Genomic DNA, 22,552 nt, shown 5'->3' with positions numbered 1-22,552 from the left:
GAATGGAAGCTCTTGGGAAGAAAACAGATGAAGCGCAATCTGCGGTAACGTAAAGACGGTTTTAAGCCTGCTGAAATATTTCAGCAGGCTGTTTTTTAGCGTTACCTATGATCGTACATGGCGGAAATCCAAGTTATTCCGGCACGGGCAGTCCCAGTCCCTCTGCGACGCGGCGGCCGTATTCGGGATCAGCTTTGTAAAAGTGCTGGATCTGACGCAGCTTGATTTCGTCTTTTTCTACCGGTTTCATCGAATTGACGATGTTTTGGATCAGACGCGTGCGTTCCTCTTCGCTTAACAGACGGTACAGGTCGCCTGCTTGCGTGTAATGGTCGTCCTTGTCATAGGCCACGCTGTCGGCCATCCCGGATACCGGGTAGGCAGACGGCTTGTGCTCGGGCGATTCTGTCGGCCCGCCAAAGCTGTTTGGCTCGTAGTAAACGGAGCTGCCGCCGTTGTCGTCGAAGCGCATTTGTCCGTCGCGCTGGTAGTTGTTCACCTGATTGCGCGGGCGGTTGATGGGCAGCGCTTGATGGTTCACTCCGACCCGATACCGGTGGGCGTCATGGTAGGCAAACAAGCGGCCCTGAAGCATTTTGTCGGGCGAAACATCGATTCCGGGCACCAGCGTGCCGGGAGAGAAGGTCGCTTGCTCCACCTCGGCAAAATAGTTTTCCGGATTGCGATTCAGCACCATCCGGCCTACTTCAATCAAAGGATAGTCCTTTTGCGACCAGACCTTCGTGACGTCGAATGGGTCAAAGCGGTACGTATTGGCATCTTCCAGCGGCATGATTTGAACGTACAGCTTCCACGATGGGAAGTCGCCGTTTTTAATCGCATTGAATAAATCCTCCGTGTGGTAATCGGGATTCTCCCCGGCAATTCGTCTGGCTACTTCTTCTGTCAGGTTCTTAATCCCTTGTTCGGTTTTAAAGTGGTATTTGATCCAGACGCCTTCGCCTTTCGCATTCACCCATTTGAACGTATGGCTGCCGAAGCCGTGCATGTGACGGTACGTTGCCGGGATGCCGCGGTCCGACATCAAAATGGTGACCTGGTGCAGTGATTCCGGTGACAAGGACCAGAAATCCCATACGGCAGTCGGGTTCTTCAGGTGGGTTTGCGGGTGGCGTTTTTGCGAATGGATAAAGTCAGGGAATTTGATCGCGTCGCGGATGAAGAAAACAGGGGTGTTGTTGCCGACCAGGTCGTAGTTTCCTTCTTCCGTATAGAATTTGACTGCAAAGCCGCGCGGGTCGCGAACCGTATCTGCGGAGCCGCTCTCGCCGGCAACCGTCGAGAATCGAACGAATACCGGCGTCCGCTTCCCTACCTCGGACAAGAATTTCGCTTTGGTATATTTCGTGACGTCATTCGTAACTTCAAAAAAGCCATGGGCACCGGCGCCTTTCGCGTGAACGACCCGTTCCGGAACGCGCTCTCGATTGAAATGAGCCAATTTTTCCAATAGATGGACATCTTGGATCAAAGTTGGGCCGCGCGAACCGGCTGTCATGGAGTTTTGGTTATCCCCGACGGGAGCTCCCCAGCTTGTCGTCAGATTGTTCTTGTTTATACTCATGAGCGAATCACCTCAAAGAAGTTTTGTTGTTGCTATGTATATGATAACATTTATCAATCTAAAATCAATACTTTTTTATAATAATTATAAATTTGTCTCATTCCATATTGGATAGTCAAACACTCTGCGGTTACGCCTGCAAGCGGTTGAAGCAACCTCATCTGCTTGAATTACACCGGACTTTTTCCTTGTTTCCATGCTGTGGTTCTGATTAACGATGGAAATGCTTGATTTATTTTCTTAGGAGATGATGAAATAATTGATATTTTCCCGCAATTGCTATAACAATTATAATAGGTATCCGTTTTCATCCCAGAGATGTCAACCTGACGCGAGACGGTGACCGAAGATTGTCAATAATGCGAGGGGGTTTGAAGGGATGTCATTGTCAGAAGAGTTGGCCTATATGCCTGCTGCCGAGCTTGCGTCGCGCATCAGGCGGCGGGAGTTGTCGCCGGTCGACGTGGTCGAGGCGAGCATCGGGCGCATCGAGCAGCGGGACAAAAGCTTGAATGCCTTTGTCTACCGCGGATTTGAAGATGCGCGAAAAAATGCCAAAGAAGCGGAACGCGCCTTGATGAGCGGGGAAGAATTGGGGATCCTGCACGGGGTGCCGACGGCGATGAAGGATCTTTTTGATTTTCGCCCGGGGTGGGTGGCAACCTTTGGCGGCGTGAAGGCCTTTCAGAATAACGTCTCAGACTTTTACAGCAACTACCCGGAGCGGATCGAAAAAGCCGGGGCGATTTTGCTGGGCAAGACCAACAGCCCGGTAATGGGCTTCCGCGGCACGTGCGACAACTATCTGTTTGGGCCGACCCGCAATCCGTTTGATCTGTCCCGCAACAGCGGCGGTTCGTCGGGCGGCAGCGCGGCAGCGGTGGCCGACGGGATGGTTCCGATTGCACAGGGGTCCGACGGCGGCGGCTCTGTGCGCATTCCCGCCGCGTGGTGCGGTTTGTACGGGTTCAAGGCTTCTTTCGGAAGGGTACCGATGGTGCTGCGGCCTAATGCGTTTGGCGGCACAGCTCCCTTCGTCTTTGAAGGAACGCTCACCCGCACAGTGGAAGACGCCGCCCTCGGACTCACCGCCATCACGGGCTACAACTCCCGCGATCCGTACAGCCTCGATCAAGCCATCGATTACATGGGGGCGCTCCGCGGCTCGGTGAAAGGGTGGAAAATCGCGTACAGTCCTGACCTGGATGTTTATCCGGTTGACAAGCGGGTCGCCGAAACGGTAGCCAATGCCGTGAAGATGTTTGAAGCGGCAGGAGCCCGCGTCGAAGAAGTAAAACTGGGACTTACCCGCGATCAGCGGGAACTGAGCGACTTGTGGTGCCGGATGATCATGCCGTTAAGTATAGAAACCTTTGAGAACTTTAAGCGGCAAGGATTGGACCTCCTGGCTGACCATCGCGAGGACTTCCCGCCGCAGTTTCTGGAGTGGCTGGAGAAGTGCAGTCACTTGACGATTCACGACCTCATACGCGACCAGCAGATCCGCACCGAGGTATATGACGCCATCCAGAACGTGCTCGATGACTACCAGCTGCTGATTACTCCGACGCTGGCTGCCCTGCCGGTGGAGAATGCGGATGACGGCAATACGACGGGGCCGACGCAAATCAACGGAGTGGAGGTCGACCCGTTGATCGGCTGGTGTATGACTTATTTCATCAACTTCACGGGACATCCGGCGGCGTCCATTCCCGCGGGGTTGGCTGACGGGCTGCCTGTCGGCATGCAGATCATTGGCAGGCGGTACGCCGACACCGACGTGCTGACGGCCAGCTCCGTCTTTGAGCGAATCAAACCCTGGCAGGACATCTATAAGCTCTGTGCGGCAAGACCGCTCTAACCTGCACCTTGTACCAGAACGCCCGACACGCCCCGCTGATTTGCAGGGGATGTGTCGGGCTTCTCTTTCGGCGCAAGTCTTAGGAGGATCGTTTTTTATTCCAGCGGAGCAAATGAACGATTCTCCGGTACATACGTTTATTGCCCAGCTTGACAAAAGGAGTAACCGCCGGCCTGGTGTTCACTTCCAAAATCCAGGGCTTCAGGTCATCGCGCACCGCGATGTCCACGCCAAGTTTATTTACTATGGGATACGCCTTCTCGAATTGCCGGCCGATTCTTCTGCTCAAACGGAATAAAGACTTTAGATACGGCTTGATTTGGGAATGTTTCATATTGGGCCGCAGCAACAATCCCGCCGGCTTGCACTTCCCCCCCTGGCTTCTGTTCGTCACGATCCGCTTGGGCGGTGCGACCCGGCCGACGATGCCGGAAACCTCCCATTTGCGCCGCTCATTCTTCTGCACCATGATGCGAAAATCAAACGAGCGGCCGTGGTAGCGAAGCGTCCGGATCCCTTTTTGGATCAGGTAAGGTTTCTTCCGAATCTTTTTGCGAACGGATTGGTACAAGGATCGGACGTCCTTGAAAACGGACGAGGAAGTGCCTTTTCGAAGCTGATATTTCCCTCCCGTTTTTTTTGCTCTCATAATGCCTCTTCCTTTAAGGCCGTTTACGGGCTTCAAATAGACCATCTTGTATCGGTCCAGCATCTTGTCGAGCGAATGTCTGCTGAAGCGCTTCGTTTTGGGGATATGGCGGGCGAGCCGTCTGCTTTTGAGCAGAACCCGGTTTTTTTTCAGCTTGCTGCTGATATGGCGCTTCTTGGATGCCTTCAAGCGTATCACTTCCCCTGTTAAGCAATTTCCCGAAGGACTTATACTCCATTCAGATTCCGTTGCCTCAATCGGATCTCGGCAAGGACGTGTTACATCGTACGGAAAGTCTTACTCCCTCTTCAAGCGACGCAAGAAGATAAGGGAGAGGTGAATCGGTGACATCCTGGACATGCTTTTGAAATCCCGGCTTCTCCAATCCCTTCGTGTAGGCGGGCCCAAAAAAACTCCCTATATTGACTATCATTTTTTGGACAGTCTATTCAAAATCATGGAATAAAAGGATTATCGCTTTCCGATACAAAGTAGTCAATGGGTCATCAGAGCGTATTTCAAAATTGGAAATCCTTATTTGCGCGTATAAAGGACTACCTACGACATCCCGAAAAATATATCGTAAAACCCTGTATTCCTGCATACGGTCGTGCCAAGAAAAGAAATCCTGTTCACGAATCAGGATTGCACCATAATAGAGGAGAAGTTTCTCAATTTCCAGAAAACCAAGCAGCGACTAAACATCGGCAAGCTGGGGCACACCAGAAGGAAGTTGAGACATGTACGTGTTATTCCAAAGTATGGGCAATAAGTCGTCGAATTGAAAAGCGTAGATGGCCATCTTCCAGGAAACTAACGCGGAAAGAACAAAGAAACCACACGCTGAGGCCGGAGCTGGCGACCAGCGTGTGGTTTTTTGTCATCGATAGAAAGAAATTGGAGGAGCCTCGAGCATTTTATCGTTTTATCATACGGCAGAATTCGTTATGTTATAATTTAAGGAATGATAATGGGTGAATCGATCCATATGGCCGAATGCTGCGAAAGGATGAAAATATGGACAAGCGCTTGAGTGATCAGGATCAGAAAATGCTGCTGAGTGCCTTGAAAACACTCAAAGACATTGAACTAAAAAGGCATGTCCGGGAGGAAGTGAAGAATTGGTCAAACCTTGAACTGCCACTAACTCTTGCTCGGGGCCTGGCCGGACTGACAAAAGACGACCTGTCATCTATCCGAATGAATCTGAATATCAAGGGAATAAGTGCGTTAAAAAAACAAGAATTGATCACCGAGTTAACACAGCGAATTCCTGCTGCTCTTCCCGGGCTGCTACATAAATTTGACGAGACACGTTACAAAATAATGAAAAAAATCGCCAACGGCGGCGGTCATGGCTTTCTAAAATTGGAATCTCGTCAGCTTGCTTATTTCAAAGGAAGAGGATTGATTTTCCCTGGGACATACAAAGGGAAACGAACGCTTGCCATGCCCGGGGAAGTTCTCGAATGCTTTAAAAAAATCGATAGCTCATCATACTATGAAACGATTCGAAGAAATACGGAATGGATTAAGCTGACGCAGGGCATGTTATTTTACTATGGCTCACTCAGTTTTCATGAAGCAGTGCACCTAATAGAGAACCATACTGCAAAAATTCTAAATATGGCTGATTATTTATCTGTCCTGGACGATTCCATGTCGTTTTATCAGGAGGTTAGGTATGATGCCAAAGGACTCTCAAATATTAGAGTTTGGGATACTGAAAGAGTAAAGAAAGAACATCAGCTCAGACCCGATTTGTCGTTCTATCCATTCTCAAAGCGTCAACTGTTACTTGCAGGGGAACCGGATTTTGTGGACCGGAATTCTGCGTTTCAAGCCTTTGTCGATTTTATCACGAGGAACTATACCATAGCCAAAGACGAGGCAGATAGTCTCGTTGAAGAATGTGTCTATGCCATTCGCATCGGGGAACCACCGAACAATTTGCTTAAGTTCCTGCAATCCCAATTGGAAATCAACGATTTAGAAACAATGAAGGCTTTTATGGATTATATAGTCAAGCTTCACAATCACACCAGGCAATGGTTTATCAAAGGCTATACTCCCAATGAGCTATCTGCCCCAAAGAACAGGACAACTTTTTCAATGCCTGCTGCCAAGGCAGAAGTCATCAGTTTTGAAAGTAAAAGAAAGGTTGGCCGAAACGATCCCTGCCCGTGCGGCAGCGGTAAGAAGTTTAAGAAATGTTGCGGAAGATAACATATGGCATGTTTACACGACAATTTTTGTCAGTTTTTTTTTCTTTCGATTACCAGCCTCTATCACAAAAACAAAAGAAAATAAGAGGAATCTTGAGCATTTTGGCTCTAGTTTTATCACAAAAAGAGATTTTATCGGTTTATCTAGTTAGCAATTTAGCGTGATAAAGGATACACTCGTAGACGTATATAAAAGGGAAGAGAGAATATATTTGAACATGGTATCTATTTTAGGGGGGTTCACGGAATGAAAAAGATGGCGGCAATCGGGATGGTACTTACTATCGCACTGTCCCTGTTTACGGGATGCTCCAGTTCCAGTACGGGCTCGGGTTCCGAATCAGGCGGTGACAAAACGGTGACGGTCGGGAGCGGCGAGAAAAAACTGGTGATCGGGATCGACGACAAGTTTGCACCGATGGGATTCCGGGACGAAAACAACGAGATTGTCGGCTTCGATATCGACTACGCCCGGGCTGCCGCAGAAAAAATGGGGTACAAGGCGGAATTCCAACCGATCGACTGGAATGCCAAGGAGTCGGAGCTTAACAGCGGCCGCATCGATCTGATCTGGAACGGATACACAATCACGGACGAAAGAAAACAAAAGGTCCTGTTCACCAAGCCGTACTTGAAAAACGCGCAGGTGGTAGCCGTCCTGGCCAAGTCCGATATTCAAAAACTGGACGATCTCGCCGGAAAAGTGGTCGGACTGCAAGCGCAGTCTTCTGCCGCGGACGCCTTGAATGCGAATGAAATCAAGTCGAAGATTAAGACTGTGAACGAGTATAAAGACAATGTGCTGGCGCTCAGCGATTTGAAAATAGGCCGTCTCGATGCGGTCGTGATCGATGAAGTCGTAGCCCGCTACTACATGTCAAAAGAACCGGACACCTTCAGGCTCCTGGATGAAAGCCTGGCCCCGGAAGAGTATGGGGTCGGCGTGAAGAAGGGAAATGAAAAACTGCTGGAAGAGCTGCAAAAAGCGCTGGATGAAATGAACCAGGACGGCACGGCCGCCAAGATCTCCGAAAAGTGGTTCGGGGAAGACAAGGTTTTAAAATAAAACGATGACGAAAATAAAAATGGAAACCGGATGGCTTTTACCCAGATCCGGTTTTGCTTTTGGGAGCTAATCAAGATGAGCATCGATTACGTACTCAAAATAGCCGGGCCCATGCTGGAAGGGGCGCAAATGACAGTTCTGCTGTTTTTTATCGCGATTATCGCGTCTTTGCCGCTGGGCTTTGGCCTGACCATCCTTGCGAACAGCAAAAGCAAGCCGCTATCCTGGTTTGCCCACACCTATATCTACGTGGTACGGGGCACCCCGCTGCTCTTGCAGCTGCTCTTTATCTGCTTTGGCCTGCCAATCCTCCCGTTTGTCGGGAAATACCTCGTCCTGGATCGGTTTGTCGCAGCCTGCGTCGGCTTCATCTTAAACTATGCAGCTTACTTCGCCGAGATCTTCAGGGGGGGACTGCTGGCGATTGACAAGGGGCAGTACGAGGCGGCACAGGTATTGGGACTCAGCAGATGGCAGACCACGACCAAGATCATCGTGCCGCAAATGATTCGGGTCGCGCTGCCGGCCGTCGCCAATGAATCGATTACGCTGGTGAAGGACACGGCACTGCTGTATGCCGTCGCTGTTCCCGAGCTGCTGTATTTTGCGCAGACAGCCGTAAACCGCGACTTTACGATCGTCCCGTTCTTCTTCGCGGGTGTCATCTATTTGCTGATGGCTTTTGTGCTGACGATGTTTTTCAAGTGGCTGGAAAAAAGGTTCAAATTTGAATAAGGGACTGGAGATAAATGGCAATCTTGCAAGTATCCAATCTGAAAAAATCGTTTGACGCGCTGGATGTGTTGAAGGATGTCTCGTTTGAGGTGAAGAAGGGGGAAGTCGTCGCCGTCATCGGCCCGTCCGGCTCAGGCAAAAGCACGATGCTCAGAAGCCTGGTTCATCTTGAACAGGTAAATGGCGGAAGCATCTGCGTAGAAGGCGACTACCTGGTCAAAGACGGAGTGTATGCCAACCAGCAGGGAATCAAGCGGATCACTGCGAAGATGGGAATGGTGTTTCAACACTTTCACCTCTTTCCCCATCTGCGGGTGAAGGAAAACCTGGAGCTTGCGCCAAAGCTGGTAAAAGGCGAAGCGGCCGACGAAACCGCCAGAAAATGCCGGGAGCTCTTGCAGAAAATTGGCTTGTCGGATAAGGCCGACGCCTACCCGTCCAAGCTGTCCGGCGGGCAAAAACAGCGGGTGGCGATTGCCCGGGCGCTGATGATGAATCCGGCGATTATGCTTTTCGACGAGCCGACCTCGGCCCTCGACCCGGAGTTGACAGGCGAAGTGCTGCAGGTGATCAAGCAGCTTGCCGAAGAACACATGACGATGATCGTCGTGACCCATGAGATGGGCTTTGCCAGAGAAGTGGCAGACAACATCATATTTATGGACAACGGCGAGATCATCGAGTCCGGCACGCCGGAACAGCTCTTCAACAATCCCGCATCAGAGCGGACAAGGACTTTCTTGAATCGGACATTGAAATAAGGACCGGAGCGTACGTCAAACCTGCAATTTTTCAGGCCCCTTCCTCCCGGCGAGGAAGGGGCCTGATTGGCACCACAATGTTTTCCATAGTCAAAAACAGCTCACCGCTTTTTTCTCATTTCTGGTTGAATTGAGCGAAAATATATCGTATTCTTTAATTGAAGTTTATACTTCATTATTAACTTTTATGAAGTTTACACTTCCAACTTTTGCATTTCACCATGTGATGGCGGGCTGCGGAGATGAAAGGGAATATGCAGAATTTTCAACAAAAGGTAATGGAACATTTTAACCAGCTTCCCAACGGGCAGAAGAGGGCAGCGAAGTTCCTCCTGGAGAATGCCGATTTCTTTACCATTCACTCTGCGGCAGAAGTCGGAGCGGCAGCAGGAGTGAGCGAGACGACGGTCATTCGTTTTTGTTACTCCCTCGGGTACAGCGGATACAGTGAACTGCAGCGGGAACTGAGGCAGCACCTTATCTCGCGGAGCAGCTTGGCCCGCTACCAAACCAGCAAGTTGGAGTTGGACAGACAGCCGGGATTGTTCGTTCAGGTGATGAAGCAGGATATCGCCAATATTCAACACATCATCGAACACACGAGCGAGGAAGAGTTCAACCTCGCTGTTGAACGTTTGATCGCGGCGGATCGCGTTCTGGTGACGGGGATGAGGGCATCTTATTCCCACGCGAATTGGCTTTCGTTTACGCTGAATTTGGTCAGGGGCAATGTGGAGCTGTTTCGGCCCGATACGGATGACATCATTCTGAAGGGAAGCGCGATGACTGCCCAAAGTGTATTGGTGGCATTCTCGTTTCACCGTTACGTCAAAGAAACGCTGCAGATAGCAAAGGCAATGAAAAAGCGGGGAGTCTGCGTGATCGGGATCACGGATTCTCCCGTGGCGCCGATTTCCAGATACGCCGATCTGGTTTTTCCCGTAGGCACAGCACAGGGTTCCAGCCTTGATGTCCTGGTCTCGGTTTTTTCATTTCTGAATGCTCTGGTTGCCGGCGTTTCCGTGCGGGATCGGGAGCGGTTTGACAAGCGCAAGGAAGCGTACGATTCAACCTGGCTTGATCACATTTTTTATCAGGAAGAAGGGTTAGAATGAAGCCGGTCATTGAACAGATGAGACCGATGGTCATGGAGATTTTTGAACATTTGCACCAACACCCTGAAGTGAGTTGGAAGGAATACAACACGACAGAGTACATCGCCGCCTTCTTGCGGGAAAACGGGTGCAGCGCACATACATTCGACGATTGCACGGGCGTTGTCGCCGAGATGGGGGAGGGACCGTTCACGGTAGCTGTCCGGGCGGATATCGATGCGCTCTGGCAGCAGGTCGACGGAGAATTCCGCGCCAATCACTCCTGCGGCCACGATGCCCATATGACCATGGCGCTTGGCACGTTCCTGGCGCTGAAGCAGACGGGGATCCCAAGCGGCTGCAAGGTGAGGTTCATTTTTCAGCCGGCCGAGGAAAAAGGCACAGGCGCTCTAAAGATGATCGAAAAGAACGTGTTGGACGGTGTGGATTACCTGTATGGGGTTCATCTCCGTCCCGTGGAAGAAGTGCCCGACGGAAAGGCGGCTCCAGCCATCCTTCACGGAGGCTCCCAGTTTGTCAGCGGGGAAATTCACGGCAGCGACGCCCACGGGGCCAGACCGCACCAAGGTGTCAACGCCATTGAAGTAGGGGCGACACTCGTCCAGGAACTGGGCAAGATCCACCTCAATCCGATGGTTCCGTATACGGTGAAGATGACGCGGTTTGTCGCCGGCGGCGAAAGCGGCAATATCATTCCCGGCCGGGCGGAATTCAACCTGGATCTGCGGGGACAGACCAATCAAGTGATGGATCAGCTGCTTGCGAAAGTGGAAAGAATCGTCCGGGCCGTATCCGAGATGTACGATGTGCCAATTCTGCTCGAGCCTGGAACGAGGACCGCAGCAGCCGAAGTGAACCCGGAGGCGCAAAACCTGATGGCCGCGGCGATTCGGGAGGTTCTCGGGGATGACAATCTGGCGGCGCCCGTCGTCACTTCCGGTGGTGAGGACTTCCACTTTTACACGCTGAAGCTGCCGCATGTAAAAGCGACCATGCTGGGGCTGGGCTGTGATTTGAAGCCGGGACTTCATCATCCGAAGATGACGTTTAACCGCGAGGCCCTTCTTGCGGGAATCGAGATCCTGGCAAAAACCGTCCTCTTGACGTTTGAAACGGGAAGGCGGGGCTGAACATGGGCGATACGTATCGACTAAAGCTGCTGCAGACCATCGATGAACTGAAGGAAGTGCAGCAGCTGGAACGAGAGGTTTGGCAAATGGACCCGATCCCCGTTCATCAGACGCTGACAGCGATCAAGAACGGCGGGATGATCCTGGGCGGCTTTGACCAAGACAAGCTGGTCGGCTTTAACTACGGATTTCCCGGTTTCGCCGGCGGCAAAGTGCATCTCTGTTCGCATATGCTGGGCATCCTTCCCGCTTATCGCGGGCGCGGTTTGGGGGAGGCGCTGAAATGGGGGCAGCGGGAATGGGCGCTGGCTCAAGGGTATCGCTTGATCACCTGGACGTTTGATCCGTTGGAGAGCGTAAATGGTTACCTCAACTTCGGCAAACTGCGCGGGATCAGCCAGACGTATGTGCGGGATTGTTACGGCAGCATGTCGGATGCCTTGAATCATGGATTGCCCTCCGACCGCCTGCTGGTCGAATGGTGGATTGACAGTCCGCATGTCAAAGAGAGACCGGAGATTCCCCCAGCGGATGAGGCCGACCTGCAGGAGGTCGCCTGGAAGCTGACTGAACAGGGGTATCCGTATCTGACAGATGATGTTGTCAGCGAAGTCCATGCGGATAAAGAGGCGGCATACATCCCCATTCCCGTTCAGTTCCAGCAGTTGAAGCGGACCGACTTTTCACTGGCGCTGGACTGGCGTTTGAAAACGCGGGCGCTCATGGAGACGCTGTTTGCCAAAGGTTACGTCGCGGCGGGGGTTGTTCGGCTGCCAGGACAACCCGTTCAGTATTATGCAGCCGTAAAGCGAGACAGGCTGACGATTGATTTTACCGCCAATACTGTAGAAGGAAGGGAAACACAGCCATGAAATTGGAAGCTATTACGCTGAGAAGGATGAGAATGGAGTTAAAGGCGCCATTTACGACAAGTTTTGGGACGTTCCTCCAAAAAGATTTTATCCTGGTGGAGATGCGCGATCAGGAGGGAAACAGCGGCTGGGCAGAGTCGGTGGCGTTTGCCGCGCCCTGGTACAACGAGGAGACGCTGGAGACCAATTGGCATATCATGAAGGATTTTCTCATTCCCCTGTTGTTCGAAACGCCCATCACCCATCCAGATGAGGTATCCCAACGCTTTGCCCATATTCGCCGGAATAACATGGCAAAAGCTGCTCTGGAGGGGGCGGTGTGGGATTTGTATGCCAAGCGGCAAAACGTCTCGCTGGCAAAGGCTCTCGGCGGAGAGAGAACAGAGATTGAAGTGGGCATTAGCATCGGGATCCAAAAATCGGTAAAGGATTTGCTCGCACTGATCGATCAGTACGTAAGCGAAGGGTACCGCCGGATGAAAGTAAAAATCAAGCCAGGCTGGGATGTAGACGTCATGGCAGAGGTGCGCCGCCATTTCCCGGACATTCTGCTGATGGCCGATGCCAATTCGGCTTATACCATGGAGCACGCGGACAGGTTAAAAGAGCTGGATGCGTTTAACCTGATGATGATCGAGCAGCCGTTGGCCTCTGACGATATTGTCGACCACGCCCAGCTGCAGCGACAGCTCAACACGCCGATCTGTCTCGATGAGAGCATTCACTCCGTGGAGGACGCGCGAAAGGCTATCGAACTCAGAAGCTGCAAGATTATCAATATCAAGATCGGCCGGGTCGGCGGACTGACCGAATCGAAGAAAATCCACGACCTCTGCGCTGACCGCAACATTCCGGTATGGTGCGGCGGAATGCTGGAATCCGGCGTTGGGAGAGCCCACAATATCGCGCTGACCACCCTGTCCAACTTTACGATGCCGGGCGATACGGCTGCGTCGTCGCGCTATTGGGACAGGGACATTATCGATCCTGAAGTGACGGTGGAAAACGGGGTGATACGCGTTCCCGAGCAGCGGGGGATCGGCTATGAACCGAACCGTGACGCGATTGACCGGTTTACCTTAGCCAGCCAGACATTTCGCCCCTAGTGTACTGGGGAAGGCTGTCGATTCCCCTCGGGAAGATGGCCTTCTCCCCGAATTATCAATGGATGTCAAGGAGGATTTTATGCGACAGAGCTTACAAATCGCAGGCGCTTTTGTTGGATTGATCGTCGGAGCAGGATTTGCTTCGGGACAAGAAGTGCTCCAGTTTTTTACCAGTTTCGGTATGGTCGGGATGGCAGGCACGCTGGTCGCGACCGCGCTTTTTGCTTTTCTGGGCATGCAGATTGCACAGCTCGGAAACCGGCTTCAGACGAAATCCCACAAGGAAGTGATTAACCATATATGCGGCCGTTACCTCGGGATCGCCGTAGATATCGTCATTACCTTCTTCCTGTTTGGGGTAACGGTCGTCATGATGGCGGGCAGCGGATCCCTGTTTGAACAGCAATTCGGGATTCCCAGCTATTTGGGAAGTATCTTCATGGTAGTTGTAACGATTTTAACTGTTTGCTCTAATATTCAGAGAATTATTACTCTTATGGGCATGTTTACTCCGGTTTTAATGGCCGTCGTTGTGATTCTTGCCATTTATTCTCTTTCTTCGATGGACTTAAGTTTCTCTGAACTAAATCAGTTCGCCGACCCTCAGGCAGCGGCTGCCTCAAACTGGGTATTGGGCGCATTCCTGTACGTGTCCTACAACATCGCGGCAGGAGTCGCGATGCTGGCGGTCATCAGTACTACCGCAAAAAACAGCAAACAGGCTGGAATGGGCGGCTTGCTGGGCGGTTTGGGCCTTGGACTGCTGATTATTTTGATCAATCTCGGAATCTTTTCCAAATTTGATCTGGTAAAGGATGTAGACCTGCCCACTCTGGCCCTGGCCGGCCAGATCTCTCCTTGGTTAGCTGGGATTATGTCGATCGTCTTGCTGGGAATGATCTACAACACGGCGGTTGGCATGCTCTATTCCTTCACGGTCCGGTTTGTACAGCCTGAACACCCCAGGTTTAAGCTGTCGATTATCGGTTTTGGCATTCTTTCGTTTGTCGCCAGCCTGGCCGGTTTTACCAAACTGGTCGGCACGGTATACCCGTTGATGGGCTACCTCGGCTTTGTGCTGATCGCGGCAACCGTAGTGGCGTGGTTTCGCGGAAGGGTTGCGAAGCAAACAGAGCAGACAGGAGCGTTGTAGGCAGCAAGCTTGCATCATGGAAGAGCATGCCGCTCTCGCGTTCACCCTTTGCCGTCCGGGCTGATCCGGGCGGCTTTTCTCTTTCCGAGGGCTGCAAGGCTTCCCGCCTTCTGCCCAGACGATTTTTGTGAAAAGTCAAGAAAATAGGTGTTTGGAACAGTATCCGACAGATGATCCTGTTACATACATCTAAAGTAGAATTCGTTTAGAAAACCTGGCTTCATGAGGCTGCTGCGCGGGCGGATCATCCTCGCGAAAGCTCTTTCTGTTCTGTTCTGTGCGTGAACAAGGAGGGGGTGAAACAAGTGGATGAATTCAAAAAGGACCTCAAACAGTTGAAGGTAGCTGACTATAAGGCTAGCGGAATCAGCTCCTGGAACAATCCGAGCAAAAATGATACCGTTCTGGTTCAATGGTGCGGCGGTTCTTCGTTTTGCAGCTGCTTTTTTTGCAGTTGCAGCTTTTGCAGCTGCAGTTTTTGCAGCTGCGGGTTCTGCCGCTGCGGCGGCTGTGGAAGATGTGGCGGTTGCGGCCGCTGCAGAAGATAGTCGTGGCAGCTACCAGAAGAGAGGCATCCCCTGCTTGCTCAAGTCTTCGGCTTGCAGGGGGCGCCCTCATTATCTGGTATGAAGGACAAATTGATGGAGGATCATGCCATGCTGTACAGTTTGCCGGAGGCGGAAGAGCGCCTGTCGTTTTTGCTGGATGAAGGCCGCCCCTTGCGAACGTTTGAGCAGGAGTTCAAGCAGCAGGCGAGGCATCCCGACCTCACCGATAACTTGAAGGATATTCTGCAGGTATTTTGCCGGTTGAATCTGGATGTGATCGTCGTGGATCAGACGACGCCGGAAATCCGGAGGAACGGCCTGCAATGCGTAAAAGCGCTGATTCCGGGAATGCTGCCGATCAGCCGCTGACGTTCGAACAGCTCAATGGGCATCCGCATCCGTTTCCATGAGCGAATGGGAGAGATTCACGGAGCAAACCACCCCGCGTGACCTCAGGCGAGGCTGTCGGGGTGGTTTTTGCTGTCGTCAATTAATTTGTGTGGCAATGTACCTTGCCTGACATAGTAATATGTGTTACATTATACATGGCAAGGATTGGGGGCATGGGCAGATTGAACGAGTCATCCTACAGCAGTGATTTGGTGCGGGGAAGCATCGATACGATTATCTTGCGGGTGCTTCTTCAGGCAGACAATTACGGCTATCAAATCATTAAGGAAATCTACGAGAAAAGCAATCATCTTTTTGATTTAAAAGAGCCGACGCTCTATTCGAGTTTGCGCCGCCTGGAAAAACAGAAGATGATCGAATCGTACTGGGGCGAGGAGACGCAAGGCGGCCGCAGGAAGTACTACAAGATTACCCAGGCGGGCAGGGAGATGTACTTGCAAAATTGTGAGGCATGGCGGGCGGCAAGGGATATGATTGACCGCCTGATCGATTGTCGAAAGGAAGGGGAGCCTGTGTGAAAGAGTTGGAGGAATACGTTGCCGGATTATTTGCCAGATATCCGGAAACAAGCGAGACGAAGGAACTGAAAAGCGAGATCCTGAGCAATCTGGAAGCCAAAGTGAAGGATCATATGCAGGACGGAATGACGTACGAGGACGCGGTTATTCGCGCCACCAAAAGCATCGACTCGATTGATTTCCTGATTGACGGACATCAGTCGGTGTATTTGTATCGGTTCATCTCGGAGCTTGTCCAGATGGCGCTGCTCTCTGTCCTGATCGCCTGGATCGTCACCATTCCGCTGCGGATTGTATGGATTGGCATGTGGGTGAACAGCCTGTTTACATTCGCCGTTGCCTTATGCGGTCTGCTCTACGTGATCCTCTTGGCGCTGAAAAACAGCAGATGGGCCAATTCCGTTTCATCGGTGAACCTGGTCAAACTGGGGAAACTGAGGAAAGCGGTCTGGATGCTTTGGGGGATGTATGTCCTGGTGATGACGGCGTTTACAGCAGCCGTGAAATTCGCAAGCAATGTGTGGTTCGGGCGGGCGATCCAGATCGATGGACCCTACCAGTTTGCCGTTGTTTCAATAGACTTTGCTCTGCCTTTCCTATCGATTATCGTGCCCATCATCTTTCATCAGGCACGGATCCTGGCAGAAAAATACGGGGTGAATGCGTCGTGAGGAAGAGAAACTTGTTGATCATTGCGCTTTACATCACGGGTGCTCTCGGGATGACGATTGTCGAAGCCAAAATCAAGCCGGAAATGGAAAGACAGCAGGAGCAGTACCGCTTGGAACAGCTTAATCCCTTGACTCACGACTTTCAGAGCGTCCTGCCGTATAAAAACAAGTACATGGGCAACGCAGGCAATCTTGCCAATCTGAACGATCGTCTGCCATTTGGCGCTATCGTCGCATCTTATCAGCTATACTCCGAAGACCTCACAGCAGAGATTTACTATGATCGGAAGGCGGCAGATCTGGAAGAAAAACGGCTGAAACAAACGCTTCTCTACAACTCCACGGCCAATTTTGTGCTGATAGACAACCTGCAGGCTTTGAAACTAAGCTTTAACGGAACCTCGTATACGATAACGAGAGAAGCGGTGGAACAGTGGTACGGCGACCGATTTAAAGAATTGCAGGACAAAGAGACGTGGAAGAAAGAGGTCCAGGGCCCTTTGGCGGATCCAGCACATGTCGAGAGATTTTACGAGCAAAATGTGGCAGTCGGCCAGTGATCGGAATGGGTCCGCTGCTCAGATATTTTCCGGACGCTCTACGACTTTTTTGATATTATCGCTATCGACAAGATGAATCACCCCCCCGATTTGAAAGCTTGATAAACCCTTGCTGCCTCCACTTTCGCAGAATCTTATTGATTGTAATGCGGGATGTGTTAATATAGCGGGCGAACGAGGTTTGGTCTAGCATTTGGGTCTGCTCAATCGCCTGCGGGCCTCATGGTTATCCGCATCTCCTTCAGACGATGCCTCACGACATCGCCCTAGATTAGGCTTCTCGGGCTGTACTAGCACCCCCGAGGGAGTATTTCACCTCCACGAAAATTACTTTTCAGACTCTAGGCTCGTTTTTACCAAAGTAACGTAGCCGCTGTCTCTAATTGTAACTCATGTGCTTTTGCACAAAGATGCGACTGCCCGTCGCAGAACAAAAACCTCTCCGGCTCGGCAGAGGTTTTTTGGTATTTTAAAAAGACTTGCGCCAATTCTGAAAACCTTATATAATAAAAACAATAACATGCGTTATAATAACGTTATATTAATTAATCGTCACATATTGTATAATTCCACTAGGAAAGCAGGGATCATGATGGTGAAATTGGTGGCTGTTTATCGGAAGCCGGAGGATGTCGAGGTATTTGACAAGCATTACTTCGAGGTGCACGGCCCGTTGGCTGAGAAAATGCCTGGCCTGATCAAGATGGAAGTGAGCAAAGTGTACGGTTCTCCCGCAGGTGAAAGCGACCTGCATTTGATCGCTGAAATGTACTTTGAATCCAAACAGGCATTGATGGAAGCGTTGTCATCTCCAGAAGGTCGTGCAGCCGGAAAAGACCTGCGCGGCTTTGCCGGTCAAGTCGTCTCCATGCATTTCGCAGAAGTGGTCGAAAAATGAGTGGAAAACGTGTCGTTGACGAGCGAGCGATTCATCAGAAGCACTACGAGGAGATCTACCAAAAGCTGGGTCAGGATCAATTTGCCCGGTTTCTCGGCATCAAGCTGCTTGAGCTGGGGGAAGGAACGGCAACCGCGGAGGCAAGGGTGCAGGAGCACATGCTGAATGCGCATGGCACGGCCCATGGAGCTTTTATCTTTTCGCTGGCGGACTTCGTGTTTGCCGCTGCCTGCAACTCCTACGGCAAAACCTCCGTAGCGCTTTCGATGAATATCGGCTTCCTGGCTGCCGCGATGAAAGGTGACCGGCTGGTGGCGACAGCGACGGAAGAGAAGAAAAACAACCGAACCGCCTGGTACCGCATTCGAGTGGAAAGCGATCATGGCCTGGTGGCGACGCTGGATGCGCTGGCCTACCGCAAAAATGATTATTTCGTCGCAATTGACGAGGAAGCATAACAACAACGCAGATCATGATGACAAAGGGGACGCTGCGACAGTGGAAATCCGAAATCGTTTCAACCACTATCTGGGCATTGAGGTCGTGCACCGGGATGAGCTGGGCTGCAAGGTGGCGTTGAAAATCCGCCCCGAGCTGTACAACAGCATCGAGGGGGTCGTGCATGGCGGAGTAACGGCCACCCTGGCTGATGTGGCGATGGGACATGGCGCGGCGCCGCACGTGGATGGCGTGCAGCAGTGTGTTACTGTGGAAAGCAAGATTCAGTACCTGCACCCGGCGCGTGGTGAATGGCTTGAGGCGGAGTCACGCGTTCTGAAAAGCGGCAGAAGCCTGATCGTCATGGAAGCGCGTGTCACCTGCAACGGAAAGCTGGTCGCCTTTGCCACCGGCACCTACGCGCGGGTAACCGGGTAACCGGCAAGCCATCCTAATTCCGCCCGAGGAGGACGAAGATGAGTCAGGAAACGGTGCGATTTGAACGAGACGGGCACGTGGGCTTGATCACGCTGAACCGTCCGGATGAATTGAATGCTTTGAATTACGAGACCCTTGAGCGCTTGGGCGAGCTGGTCGAGCAGGTGCGGCTCGATTCCAGGGAGATTCGTGTAGTCGTCATCAAGGCGGAAGGACGCGCATTCTGCGCGGGGGCAGACTTGAAGGAGCGGCGCACCTTGACGGAACAGCAGGTCCGCCGCAATGTACGCAAAATCAGAGATGTGTTTACCGCGCTGGAGCGCCTCCCACAGCCGACGATCGCCCTGATCAACGGCTTTGCTTTTGGCGGCGGATTCGAGCTGGCGCTGGCCTGCGATTTCCGCTTTGCTCTGGCGGAAGCCAAGATGGGACTGACCGAAGTGAGTCTGGGGATTATCCCGGGTGCTGGCGGTACCCAGCGCTTGTCCCGCTTGATTGGCTCATCCAGGGCGAAGGAGCTGATTTTGACCGCTCGTCGCATTTCGGCGGCAGACGCTTACGAGCTTGGCGTGGTAAACGGGGTGGCCGAGGATGCAGGGCAGCTGGAAGAGCTGGCGCTTAGCCTGGCAAACGAGATTCTGGCCAATGCCCCGCTTGCCGTCTACCAGGCAAAAGCGGCGATTGACCGCGGATCGAGCGTCGATTTGCAGACAGGGCTTGATCTGGAAACCATGTGCTATGAAGCGATAATTCCGACCAAAGACCGCCTGGAAGCGCTGGAAGCCTTTCGCGAAAAAAGGAAACCGGTCTTTACAGGCGAATAGAAGCATCGAGACAGGCAGACGAGAACGAAACGGAATGAGGGGAAACGCATGATCTTTAATGTGGAAATGGAAACACTCTCAAGGGAGAAAATGACGGAAGTTCAACTGCAACGTCTGAAGGAAACAGTGAAGCGCGCGTATGAGCGGGTTCCGTTCCATACCCAAGCGTTTGATGCCGCTGGCGTGAAACCCGAGGATATTCAGTCGATTGAGGATATTCAAAAACTGCCGTTTATGAAAAAGACGCATTTGCGGGAAAATTATCCGTTCAAGCTGTTTGCTGTTGATATGAAAGATGTGGCCCGTATACACGGTTCGTCGGGAACAAAAGGTAAGCCGACAGTCGTAGGCTACACCAAAAAGGACCTGGAGAACTGGGCAGAAATCGTCGCCCGCGCTATCTGCTGCGCTGGCGGGGAGCCAGGAGATATCTTCCACAACGCGTATGGCTACGGCCTGTTTACCGGCGGTCTTGGTCTGCACATGGGGATCGAGCGCCTGGGAGCAGTCGCTGTACCCGTATCGGGGGGCAACACCTCCCGTCAAATCACACTGATCCAGGACTTCCAGCCGCGCGGTCTGGCAGCGACACCGTCCTACGTGCTGAATATCGTGGAGGAAATGAAAAAGATGGGGATGGATCCGCGCGAGACCAGCCTCAAATACGGTATCTTCGGTGCGGAACCGTGGTCGGAAGAAATGCGTGTCCAACTGGAGGAAGCGCTGGGCATCAAGGCAGTCGATATCTACGGACTGAGCGAGGTCATGGGTCCGGGTGTGTCGATCGAGTGCCATGAAGCACAGGATGGCCTGCACATCGCGGAAGACCACTTCTATGCGGAAATCGTTGATCCGCAGACAGGTGAAGTGCTGCCTTACGGTCGGGAAGGGGAGTTGGTATTCACGTCGTTGACGAAGGAAGCCTTCCCGGTGATTCGCTACCGCACAGGCGATATCGCTTCACTCAATCCCGAGCCCTGTAAGTGCGGTCGCACCAGGATGCGCATGTCCCGCATCAAAGGACGGGTGGATGACATGCTGATTATTCGCGGTGTAAACGTATTCCCGACGGAAATCGAGTCGGTGCTGCTGACCTTCAAGCAGTTGGCTCCCCATTATCAGGTCGTGATTGAACGGGATGGGGCGCTTGACCGTTTTGAGGTTCATTGCGAGCTGACGCAGGAGTACTCGAGCGAGATCAGCGGAAATGAAAGCGTTGCCCTCTCGCCTCTGATCAAAGAGATCAGCCATATGATCAAGAACTCGCTGGGCGTATCCGTCGTGCTGCGTATTCTGCCGCCCAACTCCCTGCTGCGGAGCGAAGGCAAGGCGATCCGCATCGTCGATAACCGGAACAAGCCCCAGGCAGCCATCTAACCGGAGCTGCTTGGTGAAAGGTGTGAAAAACCCGTGTCCTATGAATTTATCACGGTTGTCATAGAGGAAGCGGTCGGCATGATCACGCTCAATCGACCGAAGATTCTCAATGCGTTGAATTTACAGCTAGTGGATGAGTTGGCAGCGGAGCTTGAGCGAATGGACCGCGACCCGGCGATTCGCGTCATCGTCATCACCGGCAATGAGAAAGCGTTTGCGGCCGGAGCTGACATCAACGAGATGGCCGAAGCATCCGCGATTGAAATCATGAAACGGGATCAGTTCGCTGTCTGGGATCGCATCTCGCTCATTTCCAAACCGATTATCGGCGCGGTCAGCGGGTTTGTGCTGGGCGGCGGCTGTGAGCTGATGATGAGCTGCGACATCGTGATCGCATCGGAAACAGCGCAGATCGGCCAGCCGGAGATCAAGCTGGGCGTGATGCCGGGTGCGGGCGGCACGCAGCGTCTGACCCGCTCGGTCGGCCAGCGCAAGGCGATGGAAATGCTTTTGACAGGCGAGCCGATCTCCGCCAGGGAAGCATGGCAGTACGGTCTGGTCAACCGGGTCGTACCGGTGGAGGCTTACCTGAAGGAAGCGCTCAGGCTGGCGAAGCAGATCGCCCAGCAGCCGCCGCTTGCCGTGCAGATGATCAAAAAGTCCGTCCACAAGGCGGGGGATTTGCCGCTGCAGGAAGGCATGCATTACGAACGCAACGGCTTCTACCTGCTGTTGGCAAGCGAAGACCGGAAGGAAGGCATGCAGGCCTTCCTGGAAAAGCGTAACCCCCGGTTTACGGGAAACTAGGAGGCAGTCATGTACGAAACGATTCTCTATGAGGTGTCAGAGGGCGTAGCGGTGGTTACGATGAACCGTCCGGAGAAGTTTAACGCCTTTACAGAGCGGATGAACAAGGAGATCACGGACGCGCTCAAGCAGGCGCAAAAGGACCCCGAAGTCCGCTGCATCCTGTTTACGGGAGCGGGCCGCGCGTTTAATGCCGGACAGGATCTCGGCGATGTGCAGGGCGGCAATGTGGACTTCGGCGGCTTTCTGCGCAATCGCTACAATCCGATGATTCTCCAGTTCCAAAAAACGGAGAAGCCCATCGTCGCGGCAGTCAACGGCGTGGCTGCGGGGGCGGGCATGAGCGTGGCGCTTGCCTGCGACATCCGGCTCGCGTCCGACAAGGCGTCGTTTGTCAACGCGTTTGTCAACATCGGGCTGATGCCTGATTCGGGCGGCTGCTACTTCCTGCCGCGCATCGTCGGGATCGGCAAGGCGCTGGAGCTGGCGATGACCGGCGAAAAGGTTTCTGCAGAGGAAGCGCTACGCATCGGTCTGGTGAATCAGGTGTACCCGGCAGACCGGTTCCACGATGAAGCGTTGGCATACGCGCGCAAGCTGGCTGCGCTGCCTACCCTGGCCATCGGGTTGATCAAGCGCACGATGTACAAGGGACTAGAGATGGGTCTGGAAGCGACTCTGGAATACGAAGCATACGCGCAGGAGGCGGCGGGCAGCACGGAGGATCACAAGGAAGGGGTTACCGCTTTCATGGAGAAACGTGCTCCCCGGTTCAAGGGCCGCTAGGTGAAAGGGAGGCTCGGC

Annotated in this window: 23 protein-coding genes and 1 pseudogene; 21 read left to right on the top strand and 3 right to left on the bottom strand. The window is 52.6% G+C overall.

The genetic code is table 11. The features are described 5' to 3' along the window. Positions 1-133: 133 nt before the first annotated feature. Positions 134-1,579 (bottom strand): catalase KatA, encoded by a 1,446-nt coding sequence (katA, locus tag HGBM_RS13390; RefSeq protein ID WP_026074400.1) that lies wholly within the window; start codon positions 1,577-1,579, stop codon positions 134-136. A 385-nt stretch (positions 1,580-1,964) separates the two neighbouring features. Between katA and HGBM_RS13385 the strand changes: the two genes are divergently transcribed. After that, positions 1,965-3,446 carry an amidase gene (locus HGBM_RS13385; protein ID WP_019121619.1) on the top strand — a complete coding sequence of 494 codons (1,482 nt, stop codon included), beginning with the start codon at positions 1,965-1,967 and terminating at the stop codon, positions 3,444-3,446. A 79-nt stretch (positions 3,447-3,525) separates the two neighbouring features. Here the strand turns inward: HGBM_RS13385 and HGBM_RS13380 are convergent, their stop codons facing one another. Next, positions 3,526-4,284 (bottom strand): YheC/YheD family protein, encoded by a 759-nt coding sequence (locus tag HGBM_RS13380; RefSeq protein WP_019121618.1) that lies wholly within the window; start codon positions 4,282-4,284, stop codon positions 3,526-3,528. A gap of 828 nt (positions 4,285-5,112) precedes the next feature. Between HGBM_RS13380 and HGBM_RS13375 the strand changes: the two genes are divergently transcribed. The 13 genes and pseudogenes from HGBM_RS13375 to HGBM_RS30790 all read left to right on the top strand — a co-directional run bounded on the left by HGBM_RS13375 (position 5,113) and on the right by HGBM_RS30790 (position 16,966). Next, a complete protein-coding gene (locus HGBM_RS13375; protein WP_019121617.1) occupies positions 5,113-6,321 on the top strand; it encodes a YecA family protein in 1,209 nt (402 codons plus the stop codon). Between the two features lie 246 nt (positions 6,322-6,567). Continuing rightward, positions 6,568-7,386, top strand: coding sequence for an amino acid ABC transporter substrate-binding protein (locus tag HGBM_RS13370; protein WP_019121616.1), 819 nt, complete (start codon positions 6,568-6,570; stop codon positions 7,384-7,386). A 75-nt stretch (positions 7,387-7,461) separates the two neighbouring features. Then, positions 7,462-8,121, top strand: a complete 660-nt coding sequence (locus HGBM_RS13365) for an amino acid ABC transporter permease (protein ID WP_026074399.1) — start codon at positions 7,462-7,464, stop codon at positions 8,119-8,121. A gap of 14 nt (positions 8,122-8,135) precedes the next feature. Next, positions 8,136-8,882 (top strand): amino acid ABC transporter ATP-binding protein, encoded by a 747-nt coding sequence (locus HGBM_RS13360; protein ID WP_019121614.1) that lies wholly within the window; start codon positions 8,136-8,138, stop codon positions 8,880-8,882. Positions 8,883-9,136: 254 nt separating this feature from the next. Beyond that, positions 9,137-9,997, top strand: a complete 861-nt coding sequence (locus HGBM_RS13355; protein ID WP_019121613.1) for a MurR/RpiR family transcriptional regulator — start codon at positions 9,137-9,139, stop codon at positions 9,995-9,997. After that, positions 9,994-11,127, top strand: coding sequence for a M20 peptidase aminoacylase family protein (locus HGBM_RS13350; protein ID WP_019121612.1), 1,134 nt, complete (start codon positions 9,994-9,996; stop codon positions 11,125-11,127). Before HGBM_RS13355 ends, HGBM_RS13350 begins: the two co-directional genes overlap by 4 nt. 2 nt (positions 11,128-11,129) lie before the next feature. Then, on the top strand, positions 11,130-11,999 hold the full coding sequence (locus HGBM_RS27410) for a GNAT family N-acetyltransferase (RefSeq protein WP_019121611.1): 870 nt from the start codon (positions 11,130-11,132) through the stop codon (positions 11,997-11,999). Further along, the gene (menC, locus tag HGBM_RS13340; RefSeq protein WP_019121610.1) at positions 11,996-13,105 is read left to right on the top strand and encodes an o-succinylbenzoate synthase; all 1,110 of its coding nucleotides are present in this window, start codon (positions 11,996-11,998) and stop codon (positions 13,103-13,105) included. Before HGBM_RS27410 ends, menC begins: the two co-directional genes overlap by 4 nt. A gap of 79 nt (positions 13,106-13,184) precedes the next feature. After that, entirely contained in the window at positions 13,185-14,258 is a 1,074-nt protein-coding gene (locus HGBM_RS13335) for a YkvI family membrane protein (protein WP_019121609.1), read from the top strand. A gap of 641 nt (positions 14,259-14,899) precedes the next feature. Continuing rightward, positions 14,900-15,216: pseudogene (locus HGBM_RS13330) on the top strand (YcaO-like family protein); the annotation flags it as partial. 153 nt (positions 15,217-15,369) lie between these two features. Next, positions 15,370-15,735, top strand: a complete 366-nt coding sequence (locus HGBM_RS13325; protein WP_019121607.1) for a PadR family transcriptional regulator — start codon at positions 15,370-15,372, stop codon at positions 15,733-15,735. Continuing rightward, positions 15,732-16,406, top strand: a complete 675-nt coding sequence (locus HGBM_RS30795) for a permease prefix domain 1-containing protein (protein ID WP_019121606.1) — start codon at positions 15,732-15,734, stop codon at positions 16,404-16,406. Before HGBM_RS13325 ends, HGBM_RS30795 begins: the two co-directional genes overlap by 4 nt. After that, complete coding sequence (locus HGBM_RS30790; RefSeq protein ID WP_026074397.1) at positions 16,403-16,966, top strand: DUF4825 domain-containing protein; 564 nt, start codon at positions 16,403-16,405, stop codon at positions 16,964-16,966. Before HGBM_RS30795 ends, HGBM_RS30790 begins: the two co-directional genes overlap by 4 nt. Positions 16,967-17,027: 61 nt before the next feature. Here HGBM_RS30790 and HGBM_RS30375 read toward each other — a convergent pair whose 3' ends face one another. Further along, positions 17,028-17,159: a helix-turn-helix domain-containing protein gene (locus HGBM_RS30375; RefSeq protein ID WP_245552975.1), complete on the bottom strand. Its 132-nt coding sequence runs from the start codon at positions 17,157-17,159 to the stop codon at positions 17,028-17,030. A gap of 399 nt (positions 17,160-17,558) precedes the next feature. On the opposite strand from HGBM_RS30375, the gene HGBM_RS13310 reads away from it, so the two are divergent. From HGBM_RS13310 to HGBM_RS13280, 7 genes are read left to right on the top strand one after another with little or no spacing between them, the layout of a single operon-like run. Next, positions 17,559-17,864, top strand: a complete 306-nt coding sequence (locus tag HGBM_RS13310; protein WP_026074396.1) for an EthD family reductase — start codon at positions 17,559-17,561, stop codon at positions 17,862-17,864. Further along, positions 17,861-18,322, top strand: a complete 462-nt coding sequence (locus HGBM_RS13305) for a PaaI family thioesterase (RefSeq protein ID WP_019121603.1) — start codon at positions 17,861-17,863, stop codon at positions 18,320-18,322. Before HGBM_RS13310 ends, HGBM_RS13305 begins: the two co-directional genes overlap by 4 nt. 40 nt (positions 18,323-18,362) lie before the next feature. Then, entirely contained in the window at positions 18,363-18,740 is a 378-nt protein-coding gene (locus HGBM_RS13300) for a PaaI family thioesterase (protein ID WP_019121602.1), read from the top strand. A 38-nt stretch (positions 18,741-18,778) separates the two neighbouring features. Continuing rightward, positions 18,779-19,564: an enoyl-CoA hydratase-related protein gene (locus tag HGBM_RS13295; RefSeq protein WP_019121601.1), complete on the top strand. Its 786-nt coding sequence runs from the start codon at positions 18,779-18,781 to the stop codon at positions 19,562-19,564. A gap of 48 nt (positions 19,565-19,612) precedes the next feature. Continuing rightward, positions 19,613-20,941, top strand: coding sequence for a phenylacetate--CoA ligase PaaK (paaK, locus tag HGBM_RS13290; RefSeq protein ID WP_019121600.1), 1,329 nt, complete (start codon positions 19,613-19,615; stop codon positions 20,939-20,941). Between the two features lie 33 nt (positions 20,942-20,974). Beyond that, a complete protein-coding gene (locus HGBM_RS13285) occupies positions 20,975-21,748 on the top strand; it encodes an enoyl-CoA hydratase-related protein (protein WP_019121599.1) in 774 nt (257 codons plus the stop codon). A gap of 9 nt (positions 21,749-21,757) precedes the next feature. Then, on the top strand, positions 21,758-22,534 hold the full coding sequence (locus tag HGBM_RS13280; RefSeq protein ID WP_019121598.1) for an enoyl-CoA hydratase-related protein: 777 nt from the start codon (positions 21,758-21,760) through the stop codon (positions 22,532-22,534). Positions 22,535-22,552: the final 18 nt, after the last annotated feature.

This window comes from Brevibacillus massiliensis (assembly GCF_000311785.1).
In the GTDB taxonomy this organism is placed as follows: domain Bacteria; phylum Bacillota; class Bacilli; order Brevibacillales; family Brevibacillaceae; genus Brevibacillus_C; species Brevibacillus_C massiliensis.
Note: the sequence above shows the minus strand (reverse complement) of the source record. Positions and strands in the feature narration are given on the sequence as shown.

What these genes read in the sequence shown, in the direction of transcription:
- HGBM_RS13280 (WP_019121598.1), top strand. Translation starts at nt 21,758, where the DNA reads ATGTACGAAACGATTCTCTATGAGGTGTCAGAGGGCGTAGCGGTGGTT.
- HGBM_RS13310 (WP_026074396.1), top strand. Translation starts at nt 17,559, where the DNA reads ATGGTGAAATTGGTGGCTGTTTATCGGAAGCCGGAGGATGTCGAGGTA.
- HGBM_RS13335 (WP_019121609.1), top strand. Translation starts at nt 13,185, where the DNA reads ATGCGACAGAGCTTACAAATCGCAGGCGCTTTTGTTGGATTGATCGTC.
- HGBM_RS13295 (WP_019121601.1), top strand. Translation starts at nt 18,779, where the DNA reads ATGAGTCAGGAAACGGTGCGATTTGAACGAGACGGGCACGTGGGCTTG.
- HGBM_RS13325 (WP_019121607.1), top strand. Translation starts at nt 15,370, where the DNA reads ATGGGCAGATTGAACGAGTCATCCTACAGCAGTGATTTGGTGCGGGGA.
- HGBM_RS13365 (WP_026074399.1), top strand. Translation starts at nt 7,462, where the DNA reads ATGAGCATCGATTACGTACTCAAAATAGCCGGGCCCATGCTGGAAGGG.
- HGBM_RS13360 (WP_019121614.1), top strand. Translation starts at nt 8,136, where the DNA reads ATGGCAATCTTGCAAGTATCCAATCTGAAAAAATCGTTTGACGCGCTG.
- HGBM_RS13355 (WP_019121613.1), top strand. Translation starts at nt 9,137, where the DNA reads ATGCAGAATTTTCAACAAAAGGTAATGGAACATTTTAACCAGCTTCCC.
- paaK (WP_019121600.1), top strand. Translation starts at nt 19,613, where the DNA reads ATGATCTTTAATGTGGAAATGGAAACACTCTCAAGGGAGAAAATGACG.
- HGBM_RS30375 (WP_245552975.1), bottom strand. Translation starts at nt 17,159, where the DNA reads ATGCTAGACCAAACCTCGTTCGCCCGCTATATTAACACATCCCGCATT.
- HGBM_RS13370 (WP_019121616.1), top strand. Translation starts at nt 6,568, where the DNA reads ATGAAAAAGATGGCGGCAATCGGGATGGTACTTACTATCGCACTGTCC.
- HGBM_RS13350 (WP_019121612.1), top strand. Translation starts at nt 9,994, where the DNA reads ATGAAGCCGGTCATTGAACAGATGAGACCGATGGTCATGGAGATTTTT.
- HGBM_RS13385 (WP_019121619.1), top strand. Translation starts at nt 1,965, where the DNA reads ATGTCATTGTCAGAAGAGTTGGCCTATATGCCTGCTGCCGAGCTTGCG.
- HGBM_RS13305 (WP_019121603.1), top strand. Translation starts at nt 17,861, where the DNA reads ATGAGTGGAAAACGTGTCGTTGACGAGCGAGCGATTCATCAGAAGCAC.
- HGBM_RS13375 (WP_019121617.1), top strand. Translation starts at nt 5,113, where the DNA reads ATGGACAAGCGCTTGAGTGATCAGGATCAGAAAATGCTGCTGAGTGCC.
- menC (WP_019121610.1), top strand. Translation starts at nt 11,996, where the DNA reads ATGAAATTGGAAGCTATTACGCTGAGAAGGATGAGAATGGAGTTAAAG.
- HGBM_RS27410 (WP_019121611.1), top strand. Translation starts at nt 11,130, where the DNA reads ATGGGCGATACGTATCGACTAAAGCTGCTGCAGACCATCGATGAACTG.